19 protein-coding genes are annotated in these 22,502 nt (G+C 58.3%); 10 read left to right on the top strand and 9 right to left on the bottom strand.

Annotation, left to right across the window (positions count from 1 at the left end):
* Positions 1–85 precede the first annotated feature (85 nt).
* From mtgA to ACR0I7_RS07925, 4 genes are all read left to right on the top strand, one after another.
* Positions 86–826 carry a monofunctional biosynthetic peptidoglycan transglycosylase gene (gene mtgA / locus ACR0I7_RS07940; protein WP_480509786.1) on the top strand — a complete coding sequence of 247 codons (741 nt, stop codon included), beginning with the start codon at positions 86–88 and terminating at the stop codon, positions 824–826.
* Between the two features lie 59 nt (positions 827–885).
* Positions 886–1,551, top strand: a complete 666-nt coding sequence (gene fzlA, locus ACR0I7_RS07935; RefSeq protein ID WP_480509784.1) for an FtsZ-binding protein FzlA — start codon at positions 886–888, stop codon at positions 1,549–1,551.
* A 60-nt stretch (positions 1,552–1,611) separates the two neighbouring features.
* Positions 1,612–2,649, top strand: a complete 1,038-nt coding sequence (gene queG / locus ACR0I7_RS07930) for a tRNA epoxyqueuosine(34) reductase QueG (protein WP_480509782.1) — start codon at positions 1,612–1,614, stop codon at positions 2,647–2,649.
* A gap of 70 nt (positions 2,650–2,719) precedes the next feature.
* On the top strand, positions 2,720–4,723 hold the full coding sequence (locus ACR0I7_RS07925; protein WP_480509780.1) for a hydantoinase/oxoprolinase family protein: 2,004 nt from the start codon (positions 2,720–2,722) through the stop codon (positions 4,721–4,723).
* Between the two features lie 21 nt (positions 4,724–4,744).
* Here ACR0I7_RS07925 and msrA read toward each other — a convergent pair whose 3' ends face one another.
* Genes msrA through ACR0I7_RS07910 form a run of 3 tightly spaced genes read right to left on the bottom strand, consistent with a single transcriptional unit; the run spans position 4,745 to position 6,702 of the window.
* On the bottom strand, positions 4,745–5,257 hold the full coding sequence (msrA, locus tag ACR0I7_RS07920; RefSeq protein WP_480509778.1) for a peptide-methionine (S)-S-oxide reductase MsrA: 513 nt from the start codon (positions 5,255–5,257) through the stop codon (positions 4,745–4,747).
* Complete coding sequence (gene msrB, locus ACR0I7_RS07915) at positions 5,254–5,703, bottom strand: peptide-methionine (R)-S-oxide reductase MsrB (RefSeq protein WP_480509776.1); 450 nt, start codon at positions 5,701–5,703, stop codon at positions 5,254–5,256. Before msrB ends, msrA begins: the two co-directional genes overlap by 4 nt.
* A 57-nt stretch (positions 5,704–5,760) precedes the next feature.
* Positions 5,761–6,702, bottom strand: a complete 942-nt coding sequence (locus ACR0I7_RS07910; protein ID WP_480509774.1) for a DMT family transporter — start codon at positions 6,700–6,702, stop codon at positions 5,761–5,763.
* Positions 6,703–6,889: 187 nt separating this feature from the next.
* Between ACR0I7_RS07910 and ACR0I7_RS07905 the strand changes: the two genes are divergently transcribed.
* Positions 6,890–8,089, top strand: a complete 1,200-nt coding sequence (locus ACR0I7_RS07905; RefSeq protein ID WP_480509772.1) for a BCCT family transporter — start codon at positions 6,890–6,892, stop codon at positions 8,087–8,089.
* 131 nt (positions 8,090–8,220) lie between these two features.
* Here ACR0I7_RS07905 and ACR0I7_RS07900 read toward each other — a convergent pair whose 3' ends face one another.
* The 5 genes from ACR0I7_RS07900 to ACR0I7_RS07880 form a co-directional block, all read right to left on the bottom strand.
* The gene (locus tag ACR0I7_RS07900) at positions 8,221–8,586 is read right to left on the bottom strand and encodes a hypothetical protein (RefSeq protein WP_480509771.1); all 366 of its coding nucleotides are present in this window, start codon (positions 8,584–8,586) and stop codon (positions 8,221–8,223) included.
* Positions 8,587–8,956: 370 nt separating this feature from the next.
* Positions 8,957–9,244 (bottom strand): HU family DNA-binding protein, encoded by a 288-nt coding sequence (locus ACR0I7_RS07895; RefSeq protein WP_480509769.1) that lies wholly within the window; start codon positions 9,242–9,244, stop codon positions 8,957–8,959.
* Positions 9,245–9,374: 130 nt separating this feature from the next.
* A complete protein-coding gene (locus ACR0I7_RS07890; RefSeq protein ID WP_480509767.1) occupies positions 9,375–10,841 on the bottom strand; it encodes an AMP nucleosidase in 1,467 nt (488 codons plus the stop codon).
* Positions 10,838–12,640: an adenine deaminase gene (gene ade / locus ACR0I7_RS07885; protein WP_480509765.1), complete on the bottom strand. Its 1,803-nt coding sequence runs from the start codon at positions 12,638–12,640 to the stop codon at positions 10,838–10,840. Before ade ends, ACR0I7_RS07890 begins: the two co-directional genes overlap by 4 nt.
* A gap of 307 nt (positions 12,641–12,947) precedes the next feature.
* Positions 12,948–13,898: a GlxA family transcriptional regulator gene (locus tag ACR0I7_RS07880; protein ID WP_480509763.1), complete on the bottom strand. Its 951-nt coding sequence runs from the start codon at positions 13,896–13,898 to the stop codon at positions 12,948–12,950.
* Between the two features lie 79 nt (positions 13,899–13,977).
* On the opposite strand from ACR0I7_RS07880, the gene ACR0I7_RS07875 reads away from it, so the two are divergent.
* Genes ACR0I7_RS07875 through ACR0I7_RS07865 form a run of 3 tightly spaced genes read left to right on the top strand, consistent with a single transcriptional unit; the run spans position 13,978 to position 17,929 of the window.
* Positions 13,978–15,138, top strand: a complete 1,161-nt coding sequence (locus ACR0I7_RS07875) for an acyl-CoA dehydrogenase family protein (protein WP_480509761.1) — start codon at positions 13,978–13,980, stop codon at positions 15,136–15,138.
* Entirely contained in the window at positions 15,135–17,153 is a 2,019-nt protein-coding gene (locus ACR0I7_RS07870; RefSeq protein WP_480509760.1) for an acetate--CoA ligase family protein, read from the top strand. The genes ACR0I7_RS07875 and ACR0I7_RS07870 overlap by 4 nt, the downstream gene beginning before the upstream one ends.
* Complete coding sequence (locus tag ACR0I7_RS07865) at positions 17,150–17,929, top strand: carnitinyl-CoA dehydratase (protein ID WP_480509758.1); 780 nt, start codon at positions 17,150–17,152, stop codon at positions 17,927–17,929. Before ACR0I7_RS07870 ends, ACR0I7_RS07865 begins: the two co-directional genes overlap by 4 nt.
* 26 nt (positions 17,930–17,955) lie before the next feature.
* Here ACR0I7_RS07865 and ACR0I7_RS07860 read toward each other — a convergent pair whose 3' ends face one another.
* Complete coding sequence (locus ACR0I7_RS07860) at positions 17,956–18,402, bottom strand: class I SAM-dependent DNA methyltransferase (RefSeq protein WP_480509757.1); 447 nt, start codon at positions 18,400–18,402, stop codon at positions 17,956–17,958.
* 291 nt (positions 18,403–18,693) lie between these two features.
* On the opposite strand from ACR0I7_RS07860, the gene ACR0I7_RS07855 reads away from it, so the two are divergent.
* Positions 18,694–19,551: an SDR family oxidoreductase gene (locus ACR0I7_RS07855; protein ID WP_480509755.1), complete on the top strand. Its 858-nt coding sequence runs from the start codon at positions 18,694–18,696 to the stop codon at positions 19,549–19,551.
* Positions 19,552–19,909: 358 nt separating this feature from the next.
* Complete coding sequence (gene katG, locus ACR0I7_RS07850; RefSeq protein WP_480509753.1) at positions 19,910–22,111, top strand: catalase/peroxidase HPI; 2,202 nt, start codon at positions 19,910–19,912, stop codon at positions 22,109–22,111.
* Positions 22,112–22,502: the final 391 nt, after the last annotated feature.

Below are 22,502 nucleotides of genomic sequence, written 5' to 3'. Positions count from 1 at the left end.
CTTTGCTCACCAATTTGCGCGCCTTCGCGCCGCTTGCCATAAGATAGACCGTTTCAAATATCCCGGGCGCATCGTATAGCGGGGTATGGCAAAGAAAGCAGCGCGTAAGCCACGCGGTAAAAACAAAAAGGCGTCCAAGTCTGGCAAACAGCTTTCATTCATCGCCCGAATTCGGCGATGGGTGCTTCGTGCTGCGTTGGGCGCTGCTGTCTTATTCGTTGCGCTTGTGCTGCTTTATTCGGTTGTGAACCCACCGGTGACACACACAATCTGGTCGGAATGGCGCCGCCTGGGTCGTGTTGAGCGGGAGTGGGTCCCGATCGAGGAGATCTCGCCCATCATGGCACGCTCGGTCGTGGCCGCAGAAGATGCGAATTTCTGCCTGCACTGGGGTTTCGATGTCGAGGCGATCCGCGATGCGCTGGAAGATGGCGGATCGCGCGGGGCGTCGACGATCACGCAGCAGATGGTCAAGAATGTCTTCCTCTGGCAGGGTCGCAGCTGGGTACGCAAGGCGCTGGAAACGTCGATGACGCCGGTGGTCGAGATTGTCTGGAGCAAACAGCGCATTCTTGAGGTCTATCTCAACGTCGCCGAAACCGGGCAGGGTGTCTTTGGTGTCGAAGCAGCGGCGCAGCGTTACTATGGCGTCAGTGCGGCCAAACTGTCGCCGGTGCAGGCGGCGCGTATGGCTGCGATCCTTCCGTCGCCGCGCAACAGGTCGGTCACGGACCCCTCGGTCCGGACCCGCAGGCGGGCCGCGTCGATCCTGGACGGGGCGGCCACCATCCGCGCAGATGGTCGCGCCGACTGTTTCGAGGATTGAAACCACAGCCCTGCCAAGGCTAAAGCTAGCTGTGTACTTATTGGTTCGATTGGAAGCCCATGGCGCGTCTGTTTCACGTTCCCCTGTCCCCCTACTGCCGCAAGGTCCGTCTGTCTCTGGCAGAAAAGAAGATCGAGGTTGAACTGGTCGAAGAACGATACTGGGAACAGGACCCGGATTTCCTGCGCCGCAATCCTGCGGGTAAGGTTCCGGTGCTGCGACTGGATGGTCAGGTGATGGCCGAAAGCGCGGCAATTTGCGAATACATCGAAGAAACGCGCCCCGAACCACCCCTGATGCCTAAGAAACCCGAGGCCCGCTACGAAGTGCGCCGGCTTGTGGGCTGGTTTGACGACAAATTCCATCACGAGGTCACCTCAAAGCTGCTCTATGAGCGGGTGAATAAAAAGATGATGGGGCAGGGCTATCCTGACAGTAAGAACGTCAAGGAAGGCGCGCGGGCGATCAAATATCATCTGGATTACATGACCTGGCTGCTGGATCATCGGCGCTGGCTGGCGGGGGATCACATGACGCTGGCTGATTTTGCGGCTGCTGCGCATTTGTCGGCGCTGGATTACATCTCGGATGTGGACTGGAACCGCAGTCAGGTTGTCAAAGACTGGTACGCCAAGATCAAGTCGCGGCCCGCGTTCCGGTCGATTCTAGCGGATCAGGTGCCGGGTTTCCGCCCTCCTGCGCATTACGCCGATCTGGATTTCTGATATTCAGCGGAGGATTGGGGGCGGTTTGCCCTCGAGACCCCTGAGGATGTTTTTGACCGGATGAACAGCGGATCAGAGTTGAAAGAGCGATTGGTCACCCAAGCCCTGTCCGAGGGGTTTGTGGCCTGTCGCGTATGCCGCCCCTGGGACATCCCCGAAGTTCCCGCGCGTCTGGATGCGTTTTTACAGGCGGGCTATCACGGTCAGATGGGATGGATGGCCGAACGGACGCATTGGCGCGGTGATCCATCCGTTTTGTGGCCCGAGGCGCGTTCGGTCATCATGCTGGCCGAAAGCTATACGCCCGAGCATGATCCTACCGAGGTTTTGAATCACCCCGACCTTGGGGCGATTTCGGTCTATGCGCAGAACAAGGACTACCATGATCTGGTCAAGAAACGCCTCAAGCGGCTGGCCCGCTGGCTGATTGCTGAAGCGGGTGGCGAGGTAAAGGTGTTCGTCGATACCGCGCCGGTCCCGGAAAAGGCGCTGGGGCATGCGGCGGGACTGGGTTGGCAGGGCAAACACACCAATCTGGTTAGTCGGGATTGGGGAAGTTGGGCCTTTATAGGGTCTGTTTTTACCACTTTGGACGTGCCAGCAGATAAGGCTGAGGTTGACCATTGCGGGTCTTGCCGCGCGTGTCTTGACAGTTGCCCGACAGATGCGTTTCCAGCGCCCTACAGGCTGGATGCGCGGCGCTGTATCTCTTATCTGACGATTGAACACAAAGGCCCGGTTGATGAGGACCTGCGCGCCAAGCTGGGTAATCGTATCTATGGCTGCGATGATTGTCTGGCCGCCTGTCCATGGAACAAATTTGCCGTGGCCGCCAGCGATCTGCGATACGCGGCGCGTGATGATCTGAAAGCGCCTGCGCTGGTTGAACTTGTCCGGCTAGACGATGCCGCATTCCGACAGAAATTTTCGGGTTCTCCGATCAAACGGATCGGGCGCGACCGGTTTGTTCGCAATGTGCTCTATGCGATCGGGAATTCGGCGAATGCTGGCTTGCGGGAGACCGCACAGGCCCTGACCGATGATCCCGATCCGGCAGTTGCCGACGCGGCGCGCTGGGCCGTGGAACGATTGTCATAACTGCCGCAAACAGGCTGGACGCGTCGTTTCAAACCGCTACACCCATCTGAGCGAACACAAGGAGGACCCGATGGCGCTGGCTTTGGGGGTGGATACGGGCGGAACCTATACCGATGCGGTGCTGATCCGCGATGAGAGCGAGGTTGTCGCCTCGGCCAAATCGCTGACCACGCGCGCCGATTTGGCGATCGGGGTGGGTAAGGCGATTTCAGCCGTTCTGGATCAGGCGCAGGTGTCGCCGGATCAGATCTCGCTGGCCTCACTGTCAACAACGCTGGCCACAAATGCGCTGGTCGAGGGGCAGGGTGGGCGCGTGGCGCTGATCTATATCGGGTTTCGCGAAAGTGATCTGGAAAAGCATGGGCTGAACGATGCCCTGAAAGGCGACCCGGCGCTGGTGATGTCCGGGGGGCACAGCCATGCAGGCGCCGAAGCAAGACCCTTGGATATCGCGGCACTTGAGGCGTTTTTAGACTCTCATAAAGGCATCTCGGGCTTTGCGGTTGCTGCGCAGTTCGCAACCCGAAACCCCGCGCACGAGCTGGAAGCGGCCCGGATCATAGCCGCGCGAACCGGTGCGCCTGTCACCTGTTCGCACCAGTTGTCGGCCAAGCTGAACGGTCCGAAACGGGCGGTGACGGCGGTGCTGAATGCGCGTCTGATCGGGATGATCGACCGGCTTATTGGCCGGGCGCAGGATCAGTTGCAGGCGCTGGGCATCCATGCGCCGATGATGGTCGTGCGGGGTGATGGGGCGCTGATGAGTGCCGAACAGGCGCGCGAGCGACCTATTGAAACCATACTCAGCGGCCCTGCGGCGTCGATCGTTGGAGCCCGCTGGCTAACCGGGGCTGAGAATGCGCTGGTTTCCGATATTGGCGGAACAACAACGGACGTTGCCCTGATCCGTGATGGCAAGCCCGCCATTGATCCGGCAGGTGCGCAGGTGGGCGGATTCCGTACGATGGTCGAGGCGGTCGCCATGCGTACCCATGGGCTGGGCGGCGACAGCCAGGTGCATGTCGTGACCGAAGGCTTGTACGGCGGCGTGTTTCTGGGGCCGCGCCGCGTGTTGCCGGTTTCTCTGATCGCTGCTGAGGCCCCAGAAGTGGTCCACGCGGTATTGGACGAGCAATTGTGCGCAACAACGGTGGGCGAGCATGACGCCCGATTTGCCCGCCGCGTCCCCGGCATGCGTACGGATGAAATCGGAAATCGCGAAGAGACCCTGCTGAGCCGTCTTGGCGATACGGTTCTGCCCCTGTCCGCCCTGCTGCGGACGCGAATGGAAAACGGGGCGCTGAGCCGACTAGTGGATCGCGGAATCGTTCAGGTTTCGGGCGTGACGCCATCAGATGCCAGTCATGTGCTTGGCAAACTTGCGGATTGGGATACTGAGGCTGCGCGTAAAGCGCTAGAGCTGTTTGCGCGTAAGCGAGTTGGGTCTGGTGAGCTGCTTGCAAACTCTCCTCAAACGCTTGCAGCTATGATCGTCAATCAATTGACTGAACAGACGGCATTGATCTTATTAGAGACTGCTTTTGCCGAAGAAAGTGAAGGCTTCGCCCTGCCTCCGCAGAAACTTGCACGCCATGTTTTGACGCAAAGGGGATTGTCCGGCCACCGAGGATTGATGGCGCTGGATGCCGCACTGAACGTCGATGTTGTCGGGCTGGGGGCCTCAGCGCCCAGCTACTATCCCGCGGTCGGTGAGCGTTTGCGCTGTGGGATGGTTTTGCCGGACCATGCAGGGGTGGCCAATGCAATTGGCGCGGTGGTTGGGCGCCTGACGGTGCGTCGGTTTGGGACGGTGACATCTCCGGCAGAAGATCGGTATCGCGTGCATTTGGAGGATGGTCCACGTGACTTCTCGGACTCAGATGAGGCGTTGCGTGTGCTGGAAACGATCTTGCGAACCGATGCCGAGCAATCCGCGCGCGACGCTGGCGCTCAGGACATACGGATTTTCACAGATCGGGACATTCGCACGGCCCATGTCGAACGCAGGGAGGTTTTTGTGGAAGCGCTGGTCACCGTCGAGGCCAGTGGGCGACCGAGAGTGGCAGTAGGCTAGCCCCGCAATGGGGCCAGCACGTTATTCAGCAGCGTTTGTACGTTTTGGCAGAACCCAGTCCTGACGCGGGAAGTGGCAGGTATAGCCGTTGGGGATACGCTCCAGATAGTCCTGATGCTCGGGCTCGGCCTTCCAGAAATCGCCAACAGGTTCCACTTCGGTGACAACCTTGCCGGGCCATATTCCACTGGCGTCGACATCAGCAATTGTATCTAGCGCGATCTGTTTTTGCGCCTCGTCGGCATAGTAGATGGCCGAACGATAGCTCATCCCGGTGTCATTGCCTTGCCGGTTGACCGTGGTGGGATCGTGGATCTGAAAAAAGAACTCCAGCAGGTCGCGATAGGTGGTCTGCGCGGGGTCAAACCAAATCTCGATCCCTTCGGCATGGGTGCCGTGGTTGCGATAGGTCGCGTTTGGCACATCGCCGCCGGTATAGCCAACGACGGTGCGGGTGACGCCGGGCAGTTTGCGGATCAGGTCCTGCATGCCCCAGAAACAGCCTCCGGCCAGAACGGCGCGTTGTTCAGTCATTGGATGTCCTCCACATGGATCAGGAATTCAGCGTAGCCTTCGGCCTCCATGTCATCGCGATGGATAAACCGCAAGGCGGCTGAGTTGATGCAATAGCGCAGCCCGCCATGCTCGTGCGGGCCGTCGGGGAAAACATGCCCCAGATGGCTGTCTGCGTGTTTCGACCGGACCTCGGTTCGGATCATGCCCAGGGTGCGGTCTTCCAGCTCTTCGACATGCTCATGCACGATGGGCTTGGTAAAGCTGGGCCAGCCGCACCCGGATTCATATTTGTGGGTCGAGGCAAACAAGGGTTCGCCCGAGACGATGTCCACATAGATGCCCGGCTCTTTGTTGTTCAGCAACTTGCCGGTGCCCGGCCGTTCCGTCCCGCTGCGCTGCGTGACGTGAAACTCTTCAGGAGAGAGCGCAGCGATGGCGTCGGGGTCTTTGGTATAGCGAGTCATGGCTCCTCCGGTTGTCGTGATCCAGTATTTGGGCGCATCGCGGGAGAAATCAAATCCCTATTTCATCTCGCTCGCGGGCTTGTGCGGTTCCGCGTCATGTGCGTCCGTTGGCTGGGTCGGGGTGCTTTTGCCCCCGGTCGGCTGGCGTGAAAGCTGTACGGCGAGAATGCCCAGTGTCGTGACAAGCACGCCCACGGCGTCCATCGGCCCGAGGCGTTCGCCAAGCAAAATCGCGGCGATTGTGACGCCAAAGACAGGGTTCAGAAAGTGGAAGGTTGCAGCCCGAACAGCTCCGATACGATCAAGCAGCAGGAACCAGATCAGCGTTGCCAGCAGGCCGGGGAACAGCGTCGTGTAGATGAAGGCCAGCACCAGGGGCGTTGTGAAATGCACATGGATGGTTTCAAATAGGGGGGCTGCGACGAACAAAACAGCCGACCCCACCAGCATCTGCAAACCGACGACCATCATAAAGTTGCCACCTGATGTTGCGCCCCGCACGGCCAGAGTGGCAAATGTCAGCGCCAATGCACCGATCCCGCAGAGCATGACACCAAACAGATCTATGCCTGCGCTGATCCTGCTGCTCATGATGAGCGCGACACCGGCAAAACCGGCGAGCAGGCCGATTACACCAAGTGGGCGCAGCTTTTCGCCAAACAGCAGCCAGCCGGCCAGCGCCACCAAAAGCGGCATGGTCGATGCGATAATCGCGGCGACCGAGGCCTCGACGGTTTGCATGGCATAGAAATTCAGACCCAAATAAAGGGCATTTTGACAGAGCCCGAACAGGATGGTCGCATACCACTGGGATGGGGTCAGTCTCCAGCTTTGCCCCATGGCCCGCGCTATTGCGACACCAAGCATGCCCGAAATCAAAAACCGGATTGCCAGCGAAAACAGCGGAGAGGCATCCGCCACGATGATCCGGGCCGAGGTAAAGGCCGACGACCAGATCAGAGCAAATGTCAGCCCCATGCCTATGGCGCGCAGATCCATCCTTGCCTCCGCAAAATCGCCAGGACTGTTTCCGATTTTCTACAGAGCCGCAAGCGCACAGGGCGGCCAGCGCCAAAAAAGACACATTTTCTGCACAACAAAGCCGTTATGCGTGCTTTTCGTTGATTGACTGGCCAGTTAATAATATTGTGGAGCGATCTGACATATCAAGGGAGGTTTGTCGGTGATGCTGGAATATATCCTGTCTTTTGGTGTTTTGCTGGCCTTGTGCCTGGTGGTTTTCTTCGTCGTCAAATGGTGGAATCTGCGCTGTGTCGGCGTCACGCCCGTCCATTTGTTCACCTTCATCGCGATCCTGTTTACGTCCGGGCTGGATGTGGGCCTGATCATGTTTCCGCTGACCGAGTTTGGGGGCTACGCAGAAGAGCCCGCCTATGGTTTTGCCAACCCGCTGGCGATTGAATTCGGCTTTTGGGGGTTTCTGATCTGGGCGTTCTACTTCCTGACGGCCTTCTATTTCTGTGTGATCGAGCCGCGTGTGAAGTTCTTTGAAATCCCGCTGGTCAAACTGATCAACAACGTGGTGATCATCGGCACCTGCGCCTTCACCGCCAGCCTGTTCCTGATCTATCTGCCGGGCTATATCCCGGAAATCGGAGATGGCGAATCCGTGGTTACGACCTTCTATGTCATCGTTTTTGTGGTCATTCTGGCTGCGGCCTATTCGTCGACCGATCTGAAATATGTGCGCATCCTGTCGGTGGGCTCGACCTTCCTGTTCCTGTCTCTCATCCTGGGGATGTGGGTCGCAGCAGGCATGGGGCTGACCGGCTTTGCCGAAACCGGCAGCAATATCGGCGCCTATTTTGCGAATATCCACAAATTCGTGTTGCCGCTGACGGATTACCACGCCTTCTACCTGTTCTGGTGGTTCGCATGGTCGATCATGATCGGACAGTTCACGTCACGTTTTGTCGGAGGCCTGACCACATGGCAGCTGCTGGCTGCGCTGCTGATCTTTCCATCGATCCCGCTGGCGATCTGGTTCACCGTTCTCTACTACTACCACCTGAACGGCATCAGCACCGCAGGCATCACCAACATCGCGATGGTGGTTGTCGGCGTGACCTTCGTGATCAACTCGCTGGATTCGCTGATCCGCCTGTATACCGATAACCTGAACATGACGGTCGCGCGGTTTGGCAAGGCACCTTATGTGGCGGGCAACGTTGTGCTGCTGTTCGTTCTGACCCTGCTGTTCCAGAGCCAATGGCTGCAGATTCAATGGATCGGCGCGGTTGTGGTTGGCCTTTATCTCGCTTGCGTGGTCTATATCCTGATCACTAAGCGCAAAGAGGTGATGAGCATCGACTCAATGCCGGAAGACCGCAATCTGGACTTCCACAAGGTTGAGACAGTTCACTGATCAGCTTCGATGACAGACGAAAACGGGCGCTTGAAGCGCCCGTTTTTCATTGCAGATATGTCTGATATGCGGGCAAGACCGCTATGCGTCGCCGAATGAGATTCGGATAAACTGTTCCGCTCAATTCCGACTTAGAAATGCCAATCGTCGCCCGATGTGACCGTATAGTAGGTCCAGAAGCCTGTGTCGGGAATTTCGCTGTCTTGCGATGACATGCGAGAGCCTTCCTGTTCCATCAAGCTGGACAACCGGAGATCCAGAGCACTGGTCAATCCACCACTTTCGGCTGCGGGGCCCCGAGCATTGAATACAAAGGCATCGTCGCCGGTCCAGGCATTGCCAGTCAGTGCCCCTTCCGCCGACCGGAATGAAATGCCTGCAGCCTCTAATTGCCAACCTCCATTCGCATTGGCCCCATCCGGATTTACCAAAGCGATGTTTCCCGGATTGCCCGCGTCGTCAGAGGTTACATCAGTCTCGGGGAGGTCAGTTCTCAATCCTTCGATAAGTCCGGGGCTTAATGGCTTTCCGCAATATCCACACATAATAATCTCCAAGTACGTCCATCGGCAGGCCAACGGTCCTGTCGGGTTGGACTAGCATTTGTAGCGGTCGTATCCAAGAAATACGGCGGTTTTTTGGCCATCGCCTCTGCACCCAAACCCAAAGGTCGTGTCTGGGTCATGTCGCACAGGAACTAAGCGCGTGGCGGTTCGGACAACCGGTGCCGAACCGCCCCTCACTGATCCATCCCCTGACGCCCGCAATGGGCTCAAGCCCAACAAACATAAGATATGGAATTCCGAGAGTTGATATGAAAAAGGGCCCCCCGGAGGTGGCCCTCAAGATCTGTCGGGAAAGGCAAAATCAGCCGTTCACGCTGTCCTTCAGGGCCTTCGCGATGGTCATCTTAACCACCTTGTCGGCTTCTTTCTTGAACTGTTCGCCGGTGGCGGGGTTGCGCACCATGCGCTCAGGGCGTTCGCGGCAGTAGATTTTGCCAACGCCTGGCAGGGTCACCGCACCGCCAGCCGACACTTCGCGGGTGATCAGGCCGGTTACAGCTTCCAGAGCCGCATTCGCGGATTTCTTGTCGGTTCCCATTTCCTCAGCGAGAGCAGCAACCAGCTGAGTCTTTGTCATAGGCTTTGCCATTTCTTGGTCTCCTTAACGTGCCCGATAAATAGGGCCTCACCGCGTAACTCTAACGGTATATTGTAGTCAAACACAACGAATAGTAGCGTCAAAACCCCCAAAAATAGGGGGATTTCGTTGCTTTTTTGCTTCAGAGGAAGGCCGTTTCGTCAAAAGAACGCAATTTCCTGCTGTGCAGGCGTTCGAGAGGCATGCCGCGCAAGTGTTCCATCGCCCGAATGCCGATCGCCAGATGGCGACTGACCTGTGTTGTATAGAACGAGGATGCCATGCCCGGAAGCTTTAGCTCCCCGTGCAGGGGTTTGTCGGAAACGCAGAGCAAAGTGCCATAAGGCACCCGAAACCGATATCCGTTTGCCGCGATTGTGGCGCTTTCCATATCCAGCGCAATCGCACGTGATTGGCTGAGCCGTTGTACGGGCCCGGACTGGTCGCGCAGTTCCCAGTTCCGGTTGTCGACCGACGCAACGGTACCTGTGCGCATAATGCGTTTCAGCTCGTATCCTTCAAGCTCGGTTACCTCGGCCACGGCCCTTTCCAATGCCACCTGAATCTCGGCCAATGGGGGGATCGGGACCCAAACCGGCAGGTCATCATCCAGCACCTTGTCTTCGCGCAAATAGGCATGTGCCAGGACAAAGTCGCCCAGGGCCTGCGTGTTGCGCAACCCGGCGCAATGCCCGACCATCAGCCAGGCATGCGGACGCAGAACAGCGATATGATCCGTTGCCGTTTTCGCGTTGGACGGCCCGACACCGATATTCACCAGCGTGATCCCCGACCCGTCTTCGCGCTTGAGATGATAGGTCGGCATTTGCGGCAGCTTCAGGGGCTGCTCGATGGTGGCCTTGGGGTCGCTGATTTCCACATTCCCCGTCGATACAAAGCTGGTGTAGCCGCTGTTGGGATCAGACAGTTGTTCACGCGCATAGTTTTCGAATTCCGAGACGTAGAACTGGTAGTTGGTGAACAGGATGTGATTCTGGAAATGGGCCGCGTCCGTTGCGGTATAGTGCGCCAGCCGCGCCAGCGAATAGTCGATGCGCTGGGCGGTAAACAGCGCCAGCGGGCCGTCACCATTCTCGGTCTCATGTATGCCATTGACGATATCATCATTGGTCGTCGTCAAATCCGGGACATCAAAAAAGTCGCGCAGAGTGAAACTGGCAGCCCCCTGATGTGGTACAATCAGGTTGGGGTTGTTGGCGACCGCAAAGTGCACCGGAATAGGCGTTTCCGACGGGCCGATTGTCACGGGCTGGCCATGATTTTTAATCAGCAGCGCGATTTGCTGGGTCAGGTAAGCGCGGAACAGGTCAGGCCGTGTCACCGTCGTCTGATGGAGCCCGGGTTCGGCAACATGACCAAAGCTCAGGCGACTGTCGACCTGCGCGTACGAAGAGGTTTTGATGCGAATTTCCGGATAATAGGCTCTGAACCTGTCTCTGGGCGCCCCATCTGCAACAGCCTCTGAGAACTTTTCGCACAGGAACTCGGTCGCCTGTTCATAGAGTTCTTCAAGGCGCGCCACAGCCGCGGCCGCATCTTTGAACTGCTCGGGTTTGGGGGCTTGGGGGCTTATTATTGTTGTTGTCATGCAAGAGGTTCCAGAAGATCTATCTTTTTAAACGTACGCACATCCACAAGACCAAGGTCCGAGATCCGCAATTCCGGGATCACAACCAGCGCCAGTAGCGAATGCTGCATATACGCGTTGTTGAGTTCGCAGCCGCAGGTTTCCATCGCTTCAACCATCTTTTGTGCGTTTGCCGCGACGTCTGCGACGGGGCTGTCGGACATGAGGCCCGCAATGGGCAGCTCGACCCGCGCCAGTTCTTCACCATCGCGGAAAATGGTGATGCCGCCGCCGACCTCCGACAGCCGATTGGCGGCCAGTGCCATCTGCGTACGGTCGGTGCCGACAACGATCATATGATGGCTGTCATGCGCGACCGTTGATGCCATCGCCATGCGCCCCTGATATCCAAACCCCGAGACAAACGCGTTTGTCACGCCGCCGGTGGCCTGATGCCGTTCGACCAGCGCGATCTGACACACATTGCCTTCACCTTCGACCAGACCGCCGATTATGGGCAGCTCAGCTTTCAGCGCCTTTGTCGGGGCCTGATTTTCGACCACTCCGATCACGTTGGCCTGCACCCGATTGGCGCCCGCGGGTGGGGTTATTTCAAAATCTCCAGCGGTCAGAACATGCCCTAGATGAACGGTCTTTCGCGCGCGTTCCGGCCAATCATAGTGCGGGCAGTCCACTGAAATAACACCGTTTTCCGCCACAACCCGTCCGCGGGCAATAACGGTTTCAATCGGCAGCTCAGTCAGGTCCGAGCTGATCACGATATCGGCCCGACGACCCGGCGTGATCGATCCAATCTCGCGTTCCAGCCCGAAATGCGTGGCGGTGTTGATTGTGGCCATCTGCAGCGCAATCAACGGATCGCAGCCACAGGCAATCGCATGGCGCACGACCCGATTCATGTGGCCTTCGTTGACCAAAGTACCGGAATGGCAATCATCGGTGCACAGGATGAAATTGCGCGGGTCCAGGCCTTTCTCTGTCACGGCAGTTATCTGGCTTTCGATGTCATACCAAGCTGATCCCAGCCGCATCATCGAGCGCATGCCCTGTCGCACTCGCGCGATCGCGTCGGCCTCGCAGGTGCCTTCATGATCGTCTGCGGGTCCACCGGCGACATAAGCGGCAAAATCCGGTCCCAGATCCGGGGACGCATAGTGGCCGCCAACGGTTTTTCCGGCGTGCTGTGTGGCGGCAATTTCCGCCAGCATCTTGGGATCGCCTTGAATCACGCCGGGGAAGTTCATCATTTCACCCAGCCCCACAATGCCGGGCCACGCCATCGCTTCGGCAACGTCTTCGGGTGAGATTTCATAGCCGGTTGTTTCAAGACCTGGCGCCGACGGGGCGCAGGACGGCATCTGGGTAAAGATGTTGACCGGCTGCATCATCGCCTCGTCATGCATCATCCGCACCCCGTCTAGACCCAGAACATTCGCAATCTCATGCGGGTCCGTAAACATCGATGTGGTGCCATGGGGGATCACCGCGCGGGCGAACTCGGCGGGCGTCAACATTCCCGATTCGATATGCATATGCGCATCGCACAGGCCAGGGATCAGATATCTGCCTTGCGCCTCGATAACTTCAGTTTCGGGGCCAACACAATGAGAGGCATCCTGGCCCACAAAGGCGACGCGCCCGTCGGCAATGGCAACGGAATGACCCGGCAGAGTCTCGCGGCTGTGAACATTGACCCAGATGCCGTCACGAATGACCATATCCGCAGGTGCACGTCCTGCGGCAACGGCGATCAATCGGGGGGCGACATCGGGCCAGCTTGGGAAAGGTGTGTATTCCATGGCCCAACTTTCCCTAACCCGGCAAAAGGTTCAACCCCCGTCCGACAGGTATCATGAAACCGTCACGGTGCCCGCTTGGCAGAGCCGCTCGCACATCGTTTTTTCCGCACTCCTGCGTGCAGGTATGCGAAGAAAATGGCCCGATACTGGCGGGGCCGCAGCGCGTCAGCGCTGCCACGCCCAACCAGAGGAGATGCCCGTAGGGAATTGACGACGGGCGGGAGCATCTGCGGCATAAACTGCCAGATATAACTGGGCCAAATGATGCGCCGTGCTGTCCTGTCCGGCTCTCATGTCCATCGCCATCTTATCCCCGGCGCGTGCTGCGCAGCAGGCGTGGCGGCATGCCGAACTCCTGCCGAAATGCTCGGGTGAGCGCACTTGGGTCTTCATATCCGGAACGCAACGCGATTTCAGCTACGGTCAGGTCAGTCTCGGACACCAGTTTGCGTGCAAGATTCAAGCGTAGACGGCGATAGATTCGAGCGGGCCCCGCCCCCAACTCGGCCTGCATTCGCGACTCCAGAGCTTTCTGCGATCGGCCGACACGACGGGCGATTTCGGGTATTGTCAGCGGGTTTTCAAGGTTTTCCTGCATCAGGGCCAGCGCCTTGTTGACATAGAGGGTAGCCGCGCCTGCTCCGCCGGAGTGCGAACGGGCGGAATCGCGGGTCATGAACAATTGCGCGATTTCCAATGTCAGAGCCTGCCCATGATCCTGCCCGATCAGATGCAGGATCAGATCAAATGCCGCCATCGCGCCCGAACAAGTGATGCGATCGCGGTCGATCACATACCGTTCGCGCTGCGCGTGGACTTCGGGGAAGCGCTCGGTAAACCCGATCAGTTCCTCCCAATGGATAGTGGCGCGATACCCGTCCAGCAACCCGGCCTGCGCCAGTAGCCAGCTGCCTGTGTCCAAGCCAACGATTTTACGAAACCTCTTCGAGGCGGCCCGCAGGCCAGCCTGAGTGCGCCACCCGCCATAATCTCGGTAGCCATAAGATGGCATGACCATCAGCATATCACCGCCCACATTCTGCAACACGTCATGCGGTGTAACCTGCAACCCCGAAGAAGAGGTGACCGGCGTCGGATCAAGCGAGAGAAACTGCCAGCTGTACAGGGCTTGCCCGGACAATGTGTTGGCGGCCCGCAAAGGTTCGATGGTGTTGGCAAGGCAATGGTTTGAAAAGCCGTCAAACAGGACAACACTAATCTGCTGCGTCGAACGGGCGAGTTTGTTCCATTTGTGCATGATTTAGTTCTATTTCTGCATGTTCATTTTTACAAGCTTTGCCAAGGTTGGCGCAACATCGTGTTTGGAGCCCTGAAAAATGCAATATGGCCTGTCCGACGAACAAGAGATGATCGTCTCGACCGTTCGCAGCTTTGTTGAGAATGAAATCTACCCTCATGAAGAGTTGGTCGAACGCACAGGAGAAGTACCTCAAGAGATCGCAGATGAGATCAAGCGTAAGACCATCGAGCTTGGGTTTTATGCCTGCAACTTTCCCGAAAGCGTCGGGTGTGCTGGTCTGAACCATCTGGAGTTTGCACTGGTCGAGCGTGAATTGGGTCGAGGTTCAATGGCGCTGAACCACTTCTTTGGTCGTCCGCAGAATATCCTGATGGCCTGTGAGGGAGATCAGATCGAACGCTATCTCATGCCCGCCGTGCGTGGCGAAAAGATGGATGCACTGGCGATGACCGAACCCGGCGCCGGGTCCGATGTGCGTGGTATGAAATGTTCCGCGGTCCGGGATGGCGGGGATTGGGTGGTTAATGGCACCAAGCATTTCATCTCGGGCGCAGAGCATGCCGATTTCATCATCGTTTTCATCGCTACGGGTGAAGATCAGACGCCGAAAGGCCCCAAGAAACGGATCACCGCCTTTCTGGTGGATCGCGGAACGCCCGGCTTCACCATTCGCGACGGCTACAAATCGGTCAGCCACCGGGGTTACAAAAACTTGGTGCTCGAGTTCGACGATTGCCGCTTGCCCGATGCGCAGGTGTTGGGCGAAGTCGATGGCGGATTTGATGTGATGAACACCTGGCTTTACGCCACCCGCATCACCGTGGCGGCCATGTCGGTTGGTCGCGCGCGCCGGGCGTTTGATTATGCACTGGACTACGCGGCCACTCGCGAACAGTTTGGCCAGAAGATCGGGAAATTTCAGGGCGTCAGCTTTCAGATCGCCGATATGATCACCGAAATTGATGCGGCCGACCTACTGACCCTCGCTGCTGCCGAACGGCTGGACAAAAGCCTGCCCGCCAACCGCGAGATCGCGTCAGCCAAGCTCTATGCTTCAGAGATGTTGGGGCGGGTTACGGATGCAGCGATTCAGGTCCATGGGGGTATGGGGCTGATGGATGACTACCCGCTTGAAAGGTTCTGGCGGGACGCACGGGTCGAACGCATCTGGGATGGCACCAGCGAAATTCAGCGCCACATCATCAGCCGCGATCTGTTGCGCGCCTTGGGGGCATGATGACGGCCCTAAGCCGTGTATTGAGCCCCGCTTCGCTCGCGGTCATCGGTGGCGGTGCGTGGGGTGCAGAGGTTATCCGCCAGGCCAGAAAGCTCGGGTTTTCCGGTGACATCTGGCCCGTTCACCCCAAGGCAGATGAGGTGGCGGGGGAGGTTGCGTTCAGATCTCTGAACGATCTGCCCGGCGCCCCGGATGTTGCCTTCATAGGCATCAACCGACACGCAACCATCGAAATCGTTCAGGCGCTTGCGGCGCTGGGCACCGGAGGCGCGGTTTGTTTTGCATCCGGGTTCACCGAAGCATTGGCCGAAGATGATCAGGGTGCGGATTTGCAGGCGCAGCTGGTCGCGGCAGCGGGCGAAATGCCCATCCTTGGTCCGAACTGCTATGGTTTTGTGAACGCGTTGGACAACGTCGCGGTCTGGCCCGATCAGCATGGTATGCGACCGGTGGACCGGGGCGTTGCGATTCTGACCCAAAGCTCGAACATTGCGATCAACATGACGATGCAGCGTCGGGCTCTGCCGCTTGCTGTAGTGCTGGCATGCGGAAATCAGGCGCAGACCCATCAGGCGGATATCGCTTCGGCCCTGTTAGATGATGACCGAATCACCGCAATTGGTGTGCATATCGAAGGTTTTGGCGATCTGCGAAAATGGGAGGCGCTTGCCGCCAAGGCACAAGATCGCGGCGTACGGATTGTTGCGTTGAAAATGGGTCGTTCAACGCATGCACAGGCGGCGACGATTTCACATACTGCATCGCTCGCCGGTGGCGACGCCGGCGCGCAGGCCTTTCTGGATCGTTTGGGGATTGCGCGCTTGAATGACATCCCCAGCTTTCTAGAAACGCTCAAGCTGCTGCACATTACGGGCGGGCTGGATGGCAACGGACTTGGCATGATCAGTTGTTCGGGGGGTGAGGCTAGCCTTGCCGCTGATATGGCTGAGGACAGAGATCTGCATTTCCCGCCGCTCTCTGATACGCAGCGTTCTGATCTGCGCGCAGCACTGGGGCCTATGGTCGCTCTGGCAAATCCACTAGACTATCACACCTATATCTGGCGCGACACGGCTGCGATGACGCGCGCGTGGAGTGGGCTGATCGGGGATGATATCGCCATGACTATCGCGGTTGTCGACTATCCACACACAGATGCAAGTGACTGGGACTGCGCCACGCAAGCCGCGCTGAATTGTGCTGCGGAAACCGGTTGCCCTTTTGCCGTAGCCGCGACCTTGCCCGAGCTGATGCCGGAAGAGGTTGCACATCGTCTGAGTAACGGTGGCGTCGTCCCTTTTGCCGGGCTGCATGAAGCGCTGGCCGCAGCCGAGGCCGCCGCGCCCCGGAGACAAGAGAGAGCAGACCCGGTTCTGTTACCATCAGACGTCGAGGCCGATCAGGTCCTGACCGAGGCCGAGGCAAAAGAGGCGCTGGCCGCCTTTGACCTGTCGGTGCCGCGCAACGTTCTGGCGGATGCTTGTGATGTGGCTCAAGTGGCTGGCGCGTTGACAGGCCCGTTTGCGGTCAAAGGCGTTGGACTTGCACATAAGTCAGAACATGGAGCAGTGTATCTTGGTGTTGCGGCCGAAGACCTCGTCGCTACGGCGCAGGATATTGGCACATCTCAGGTGCTGGTCGAAGAAATGATCCCGGATAGCGTGGCCGAACTGCTGGTTGGCGTCACACGTGATCCAGCCCATGGGTATGTTCTGACGGTTGGAGCTGGTGGCGTTCTGACTGAAATTCTACGCGATACGGTGTCGCTGCTAATCCCGTCGCCCCGTACGGCTGTGCGCGAGGCGTTGGGCCGATTGGCCTGTGCGCCCTTACTGACAGGATATCGGGGGAAACCTGCCGTCGATATGGACGCAGTGTTGGACGCCATAGAGGCGGTGCAAAGCTATGTCATTGCCAATGCAGAAACTCTCGACGAAGTTGAACTAAACCCGCTGATCTGCACTGCCGAAAGGGCGGTGGCGGTTGATGCCCTGATCCGAAAGGCAAGCTCATGAATCCGATCAAGACCCGTCGCGATGGCGCCGTTCTCGAAGTCACGCTGGACCGGCCCAAGGCCAATGCGATCGACCTGGCGACAAGCCGGATCATGGGCGAGGTATTTCGCGATTTCCGGGATGATCCTGAACTGCGGGTGGCCATCCTGACCGGTGGCGGAGAGAAGTTCTTTTGCCCCGGCTGGGATCTGAAGGCGGCGGCCGAGGGCGACGCGGTTGACGGAGATTACGGTGTTGGCGGCTTTGGCGGTTTGCAGGAACTGCGCGACATGAACAAACCGGTTATTGCGGCCGTGAATGGTATCGCCTGCGGTGGTGGCCTGGAACTGGCGCTGAGCGCAGACATGATCATCGCTGCGGATCGTGCCAGCTTTGCGTTGCCCGAAATCCGCTCCGGCACGGTGGCGGATGCAGCCAGCGTCAAATTGCCTAAACGCATCCCCTATCACATCGCCATGGAGCTGCTGCTGACCGGGCGTTGGTTCGATGCTGAAGAGGCGCATCGCTGGGGTCTGGTCAACGAAATCGTTGCCCCTGACCAGTTGATGGACCGGGCACGGGAACTGGGGCGCCTTCTGGCAAGCGGTCCACCGCTGGTCTATGCCGCCATCAAGGAAATCGTGCGTGATGCCGAGGATTCCAAGTTTCAGGATGCGATGAACCGGATCACCAAGCGACAACTGCAAACCGTCGATATCCTCTATGGATCAGAAGACAACCTTGAAGGCGCCCGCGCCTTTGCGGAAAAGCGCGATCCGGTCTGGAAGGGGCGGTAACTTTGGGTTCGACCCGACCGCGGGCTTCAGGATTTTTCGAACAGGGCGATCTGTGCCAGATCGTCTTTGTTCGGCCCGGCTGCCAGATCACCGTAGATGCGCACCTTTGACACAGTCAGGTTGCCGATCTGATCCTGCCGGAGGTCACGCAAGGTCTCGCCAAACCCCAATGCCTCGAAGTGCTGGGCATTGATTGAGATTGCGAACTGCGCGCCTGTTCGTGCGACCCGCAATAATGCATACAGCGCTTCGGGCCCCAGATGCCCATGGGTAAACGTGCCGGACGAGACAATGCCTGCGTAGCTGTCGCGGGGCACTGGGACACCCTGGTTCAAATCCGCCTCAACCGCATCACGATAGATATCTTTGCGCATGGCCTGATCCAGCATCTCAGCACTGATATCGGTGGCATCAATCGGGCCGACGCCCAAGCCGGCAAGCACGGCACCGCACAGGCCGGTTCCGGCCCCCACATCCAATACCGGCCCTTGACCGCCGGCGCCGACAAAGGCGCGGGCGGTGTGGATATGCAGCTGATAATCCTCAAGCGCGGCAAAACTCTCATCATAGTCTCCGGCCCATTATAGTCTCCGGCCCATTCGGCATAGAGACGTTTGTTGTCCTCGGGTGTCTTCAGCGCATAGGCCGAATGAATGCCGGGTGTCTTTTTGCTCATGAACCAATCAAGGCGCAATGCGGGATTCGAATCAAGTGCGTCCATCCGGCGCTTGCATCCCCTGGCCTGCCGGACCATCAAGAGAGCCATGACAAATACACTTCTTTCGTTTGGTCATGGATATTCTGCCCGGACCCTGTCGCGCCGACTGCCCTCGCAGGGCTGGCGCATCATCGGAACCACACGTAACGCAGATCAGGTCTCGGTCATTCGCGACTCAGGGGCCGAGCCGGTGGTCTGGCCGGGGGATACGCCGTCCTTTGACGGGGTAACGCATCTGTTGATTTCGCCTGCGCCGACGGCAGCGGGCGATCCGGTATTGGCCGCGCTACGGGACGAAATAGCCGCCCGTGCATCGCAATTCACATGGGTCGGGTATTTGTCGACAACGGCCGTCTATGGTGACCATCAAGGCGCATGGGTGGACGAAACGACGCCGCCGGCCCCGACAGCTGAACGCGGGCGTTGGCGGATGCGGGCCGAAGAGCAATGGGCAGAGATTCCCGGGCTGCCCCTGCATATATTTCGCCTTGCCGGCATCTATGGTCCCGGGCGCGGCCCGTTCTCCAAGCTCAAACGCGGCGGGTTGCGGCGGATCATCAAAGAGGGGCAGGTCTTCTCTCGTATTCATGTTGAGGATATCGCGCAGGTTCTTGAGGCGTCGATGGCGCAGCCCAATCCCGGCGCAATCTATAATGTCTGCGACGATGAACCGGTGCCACCGCAGGACGTGATCGGGTATGCTGCCGAGTTGCAGGGCGTCCCGCTGCCCCCCGCAGTGGCGTTCGAAGACGCGGACATGACCCCGATGGCGCGCAGTTTTTACAATGAGAACAAGCGCGTGAAGAACAACAGGATCAAAGACGACCTTGGTGTGTCGCTGCTTTACCCGAACTATCGTGTCGGGTTGCGGGCCTTGCAGCGCACTCTGGGCGAGCGCTCTTAGACATAGCGATAGCGATGGAGTTCGGGCTGCATTCCCGGCGGTGCTATCATGGTGCCGTAAGGCGGCGCGTGCTCGGGCATATTATTTGACGCCCTCCGCATAAGCAATAGTTTTAAGTTATCATTACTATCAGTAAAGAAAACTTATATGTATGACTTCTCCATGCTATCTATTACCTAAGCAAACTGGGGATTTCGCTCGCTCGGTATGTGCGTTGGATAACTGGCAAGCGTGATTTGTTTAGCAAACGTTTCAGTCCAGCGTGACCTGCGAGAGCGATGGAATCGTCCTGCTTTGCTTCGTGCCTTTAACTTGATGTGCCTAGCATATGGCCCCCAGCCAGGATCGGAGAAATAGAATGGACGGAAGCGACACCCCAAACAACGGCGGTTGCCCGGTGATGCACGGAGCCGGAGCCCGGACAAACCGGGACTGGTGGCCAAACCGGCTGAATCTTTCGATCCTGCATCAGCACGCACCTGCATCGAATCCGATGGATGCGGATTTTAGCTATGCCGAAGCCTTCAAGAAGCTGGATATGAAGGCGCTGAAAGAGGATTTGTATGCGCTGATGACCGACTCGCAGGACTGGTGGCCTGCGGATTATGGTCACTATGGCGGGTTCTTCATTCGTATGGCCTGGCACAGTGCGGGCACGTATCGGACGGCGGATGGACGCGGCGGCGCCTCGACCGGTAACCAGCGATTTGCCCCGCTGAACAGCTGGCCGGACAATGGCAATCTGGACAAGGCGCGCCGCCTGTTGTGGCCGATCAAGCAGAAGTACGGCAACCAGGTTTCGTGGGCAGATCTGATAATCCTCGCTGGTAACTGCGCCATCGAGTCGATGGGTGGCAAGACCTTCGGCTTTGCCGGTGGCCGCGAGGATATCTGGGCCCCCGAAGAAGACATCTACTGGGGTGCCGAAACCGACTGGCTGGCACCGACCGACAACCCGCACAGTCGCTATTCCGGTGCACGTGATCTGGAAAACCCGCTGGCCGCCGTACAGATGGGGCTGATCTATGTGAACCCCGAAGGCCCCGATGGTCAGCCTGACATTCTGGCGTCTGGCCGCGATATTCGCGACACATTTGGCCGGATGGCGATGAATGACGAGGAAACCGTTGCGCTGGTCGCCGGGGGTCACACCTTTGGCAAAGCGCACGGTGCCGGTGATCCCGATCTGGTTGGCCCGGAACCAGAGGCCGCCGCGATCGAAGAGATGGGCCTTGGCTGGATCAATAAGTTTGGTTCGGGCAAAGGCGACGACACCACCACCTCTGGCATCGAGGGTGCATGGACAGCCAACCCGATCAAATGGGACAATGGCTATTTCGATTTGCTGTTCGGCTATGACTGGAACCTGACCAAAAGCCCCTCGGGCGCGTGGATATGGGAGCCGATTGGCGTGACCGAAGACGACATGGCCCCCGCCGCACATGATCCGTCCAAGAAGGTCAAGACCATGATGACCACCGCCGATATGGCGATGCGCATGGATCCGATCTATGGCCCGATCTCGAAACGGTTCCACGAAAACCCCGAGGAGTTCGCAGATGCCTTTGCCCGTGCTTGGTTCAAGCTGACCCACCGCGATATGGGGCCGCGCTCGAACTATATCGGTGAAGACGCGCCGACCGAGGAACTCATCTGGCAGGACAACGTGCCCGCCGTGGATCATGATCTGATCGACGATTCAGATGCGGCTGATCTGAAAGCCAGGATACTGGCGACGGGCCTGTCTGTTTCCGAACTTGTTTCGACGGCATGGGCCTCGGCCTCGACTTTCCGCGGTTCGGACAAGCGCGGCGGCGCCAATGGGGCCCGTGTTCGTCTGGCTCCGCAAAAGGACTGGGAAGTGAATGAGCCGCTGAAGCTGTCCAAAGTGCTGGACGTGTTAGAAGGCGTTCAGGCCGCGTTCAACGCCGGGCAGTCGGGCAACAAGCGCGTCTCGCTGGCGGATGTGATCGTTCTGGGTGGTGCGGCTGCGATTGAGCAGGCCGCCAAAGCAGGCGGTCATGATGTCGAGGTGCCATTTGCTGCTGGTCGTACCGATGCGTCGCAGGACCAGACGGATGTCGAATCTGTGGCCGTGCTTGAACCCGAGGCGGATGGCTTCCGCAATTACCAAAAGACCGATTACAATATCTCCCCCGAAGAGATGTTGGTCGATAAGGCGCAGTTGCTGACGCTGTCTGCGCCCGAAATGACCGTTCTGATCGGCGGGTTGCGGGTTCTGGGTGCCAATTTCGGCGGATCGCAACATGGTGTCCTCACCCAGAATGTCGGAACGCTCAGCACAGACTTCTTCACCAATATTCTCGACATGGGGACAGAATGGAAACCGTCCGGCAAAGGCGTCTATGAGGGCCACGACCGCACGAGCGGTGCGATCAAATGGACAGGCACACGCGTGGATCTGGTTTTCGGATCAAACTCGCAGTTGCGCGCGCTGGCTGAAGTTTATGCGCAGGCAGATACTGCGGGTAAATTCGTGGACGACTTTGTATCGGCCTGGAACAAGGTGATGAACGCGGATCGCTTTGATCTGAATTAGTCCTCTGACGACCACTCACGACCTGGCGCCGCTCTGGGAAACCTTGGCGGCGCTATTTTGTGCTGCGCCGGGTGTTGTGGACCGTCCTTTTCGAGGCGATTCCAGTTGCAGCTGAGGTTTTTCGCAGGGGCTGTGGTTGATCGCGGGTTATTTTGGTGGCGGGGATGGAGCAATTGTTAAAGTAACCCGTTGTTTTCATTAAGATGGGTGAGATTTTGCCGAGAAATGTGAAGTTTTTTGAAAATGGGGGTTGCAGGTCCCAGACCTAATCCGTAAATACCCCTTCACCGGCGCTACTGAGGTTGTTGTTGGGACGCTGGAGACGGCGGAGACGCACTGGAGAGACGGTGGGCATCTGAGGATTGAGATTGGGCGGTGGCGCTGAGGGATT

It is taken from the genome of Ruegeria sp. AM1 (assembly GCF_056540745.1).
The sequence above is the reverse complement of the archived record's forward strand: the minus strand, read 5'-3'. Positions and strand labels throughout refer to the sequence as shown.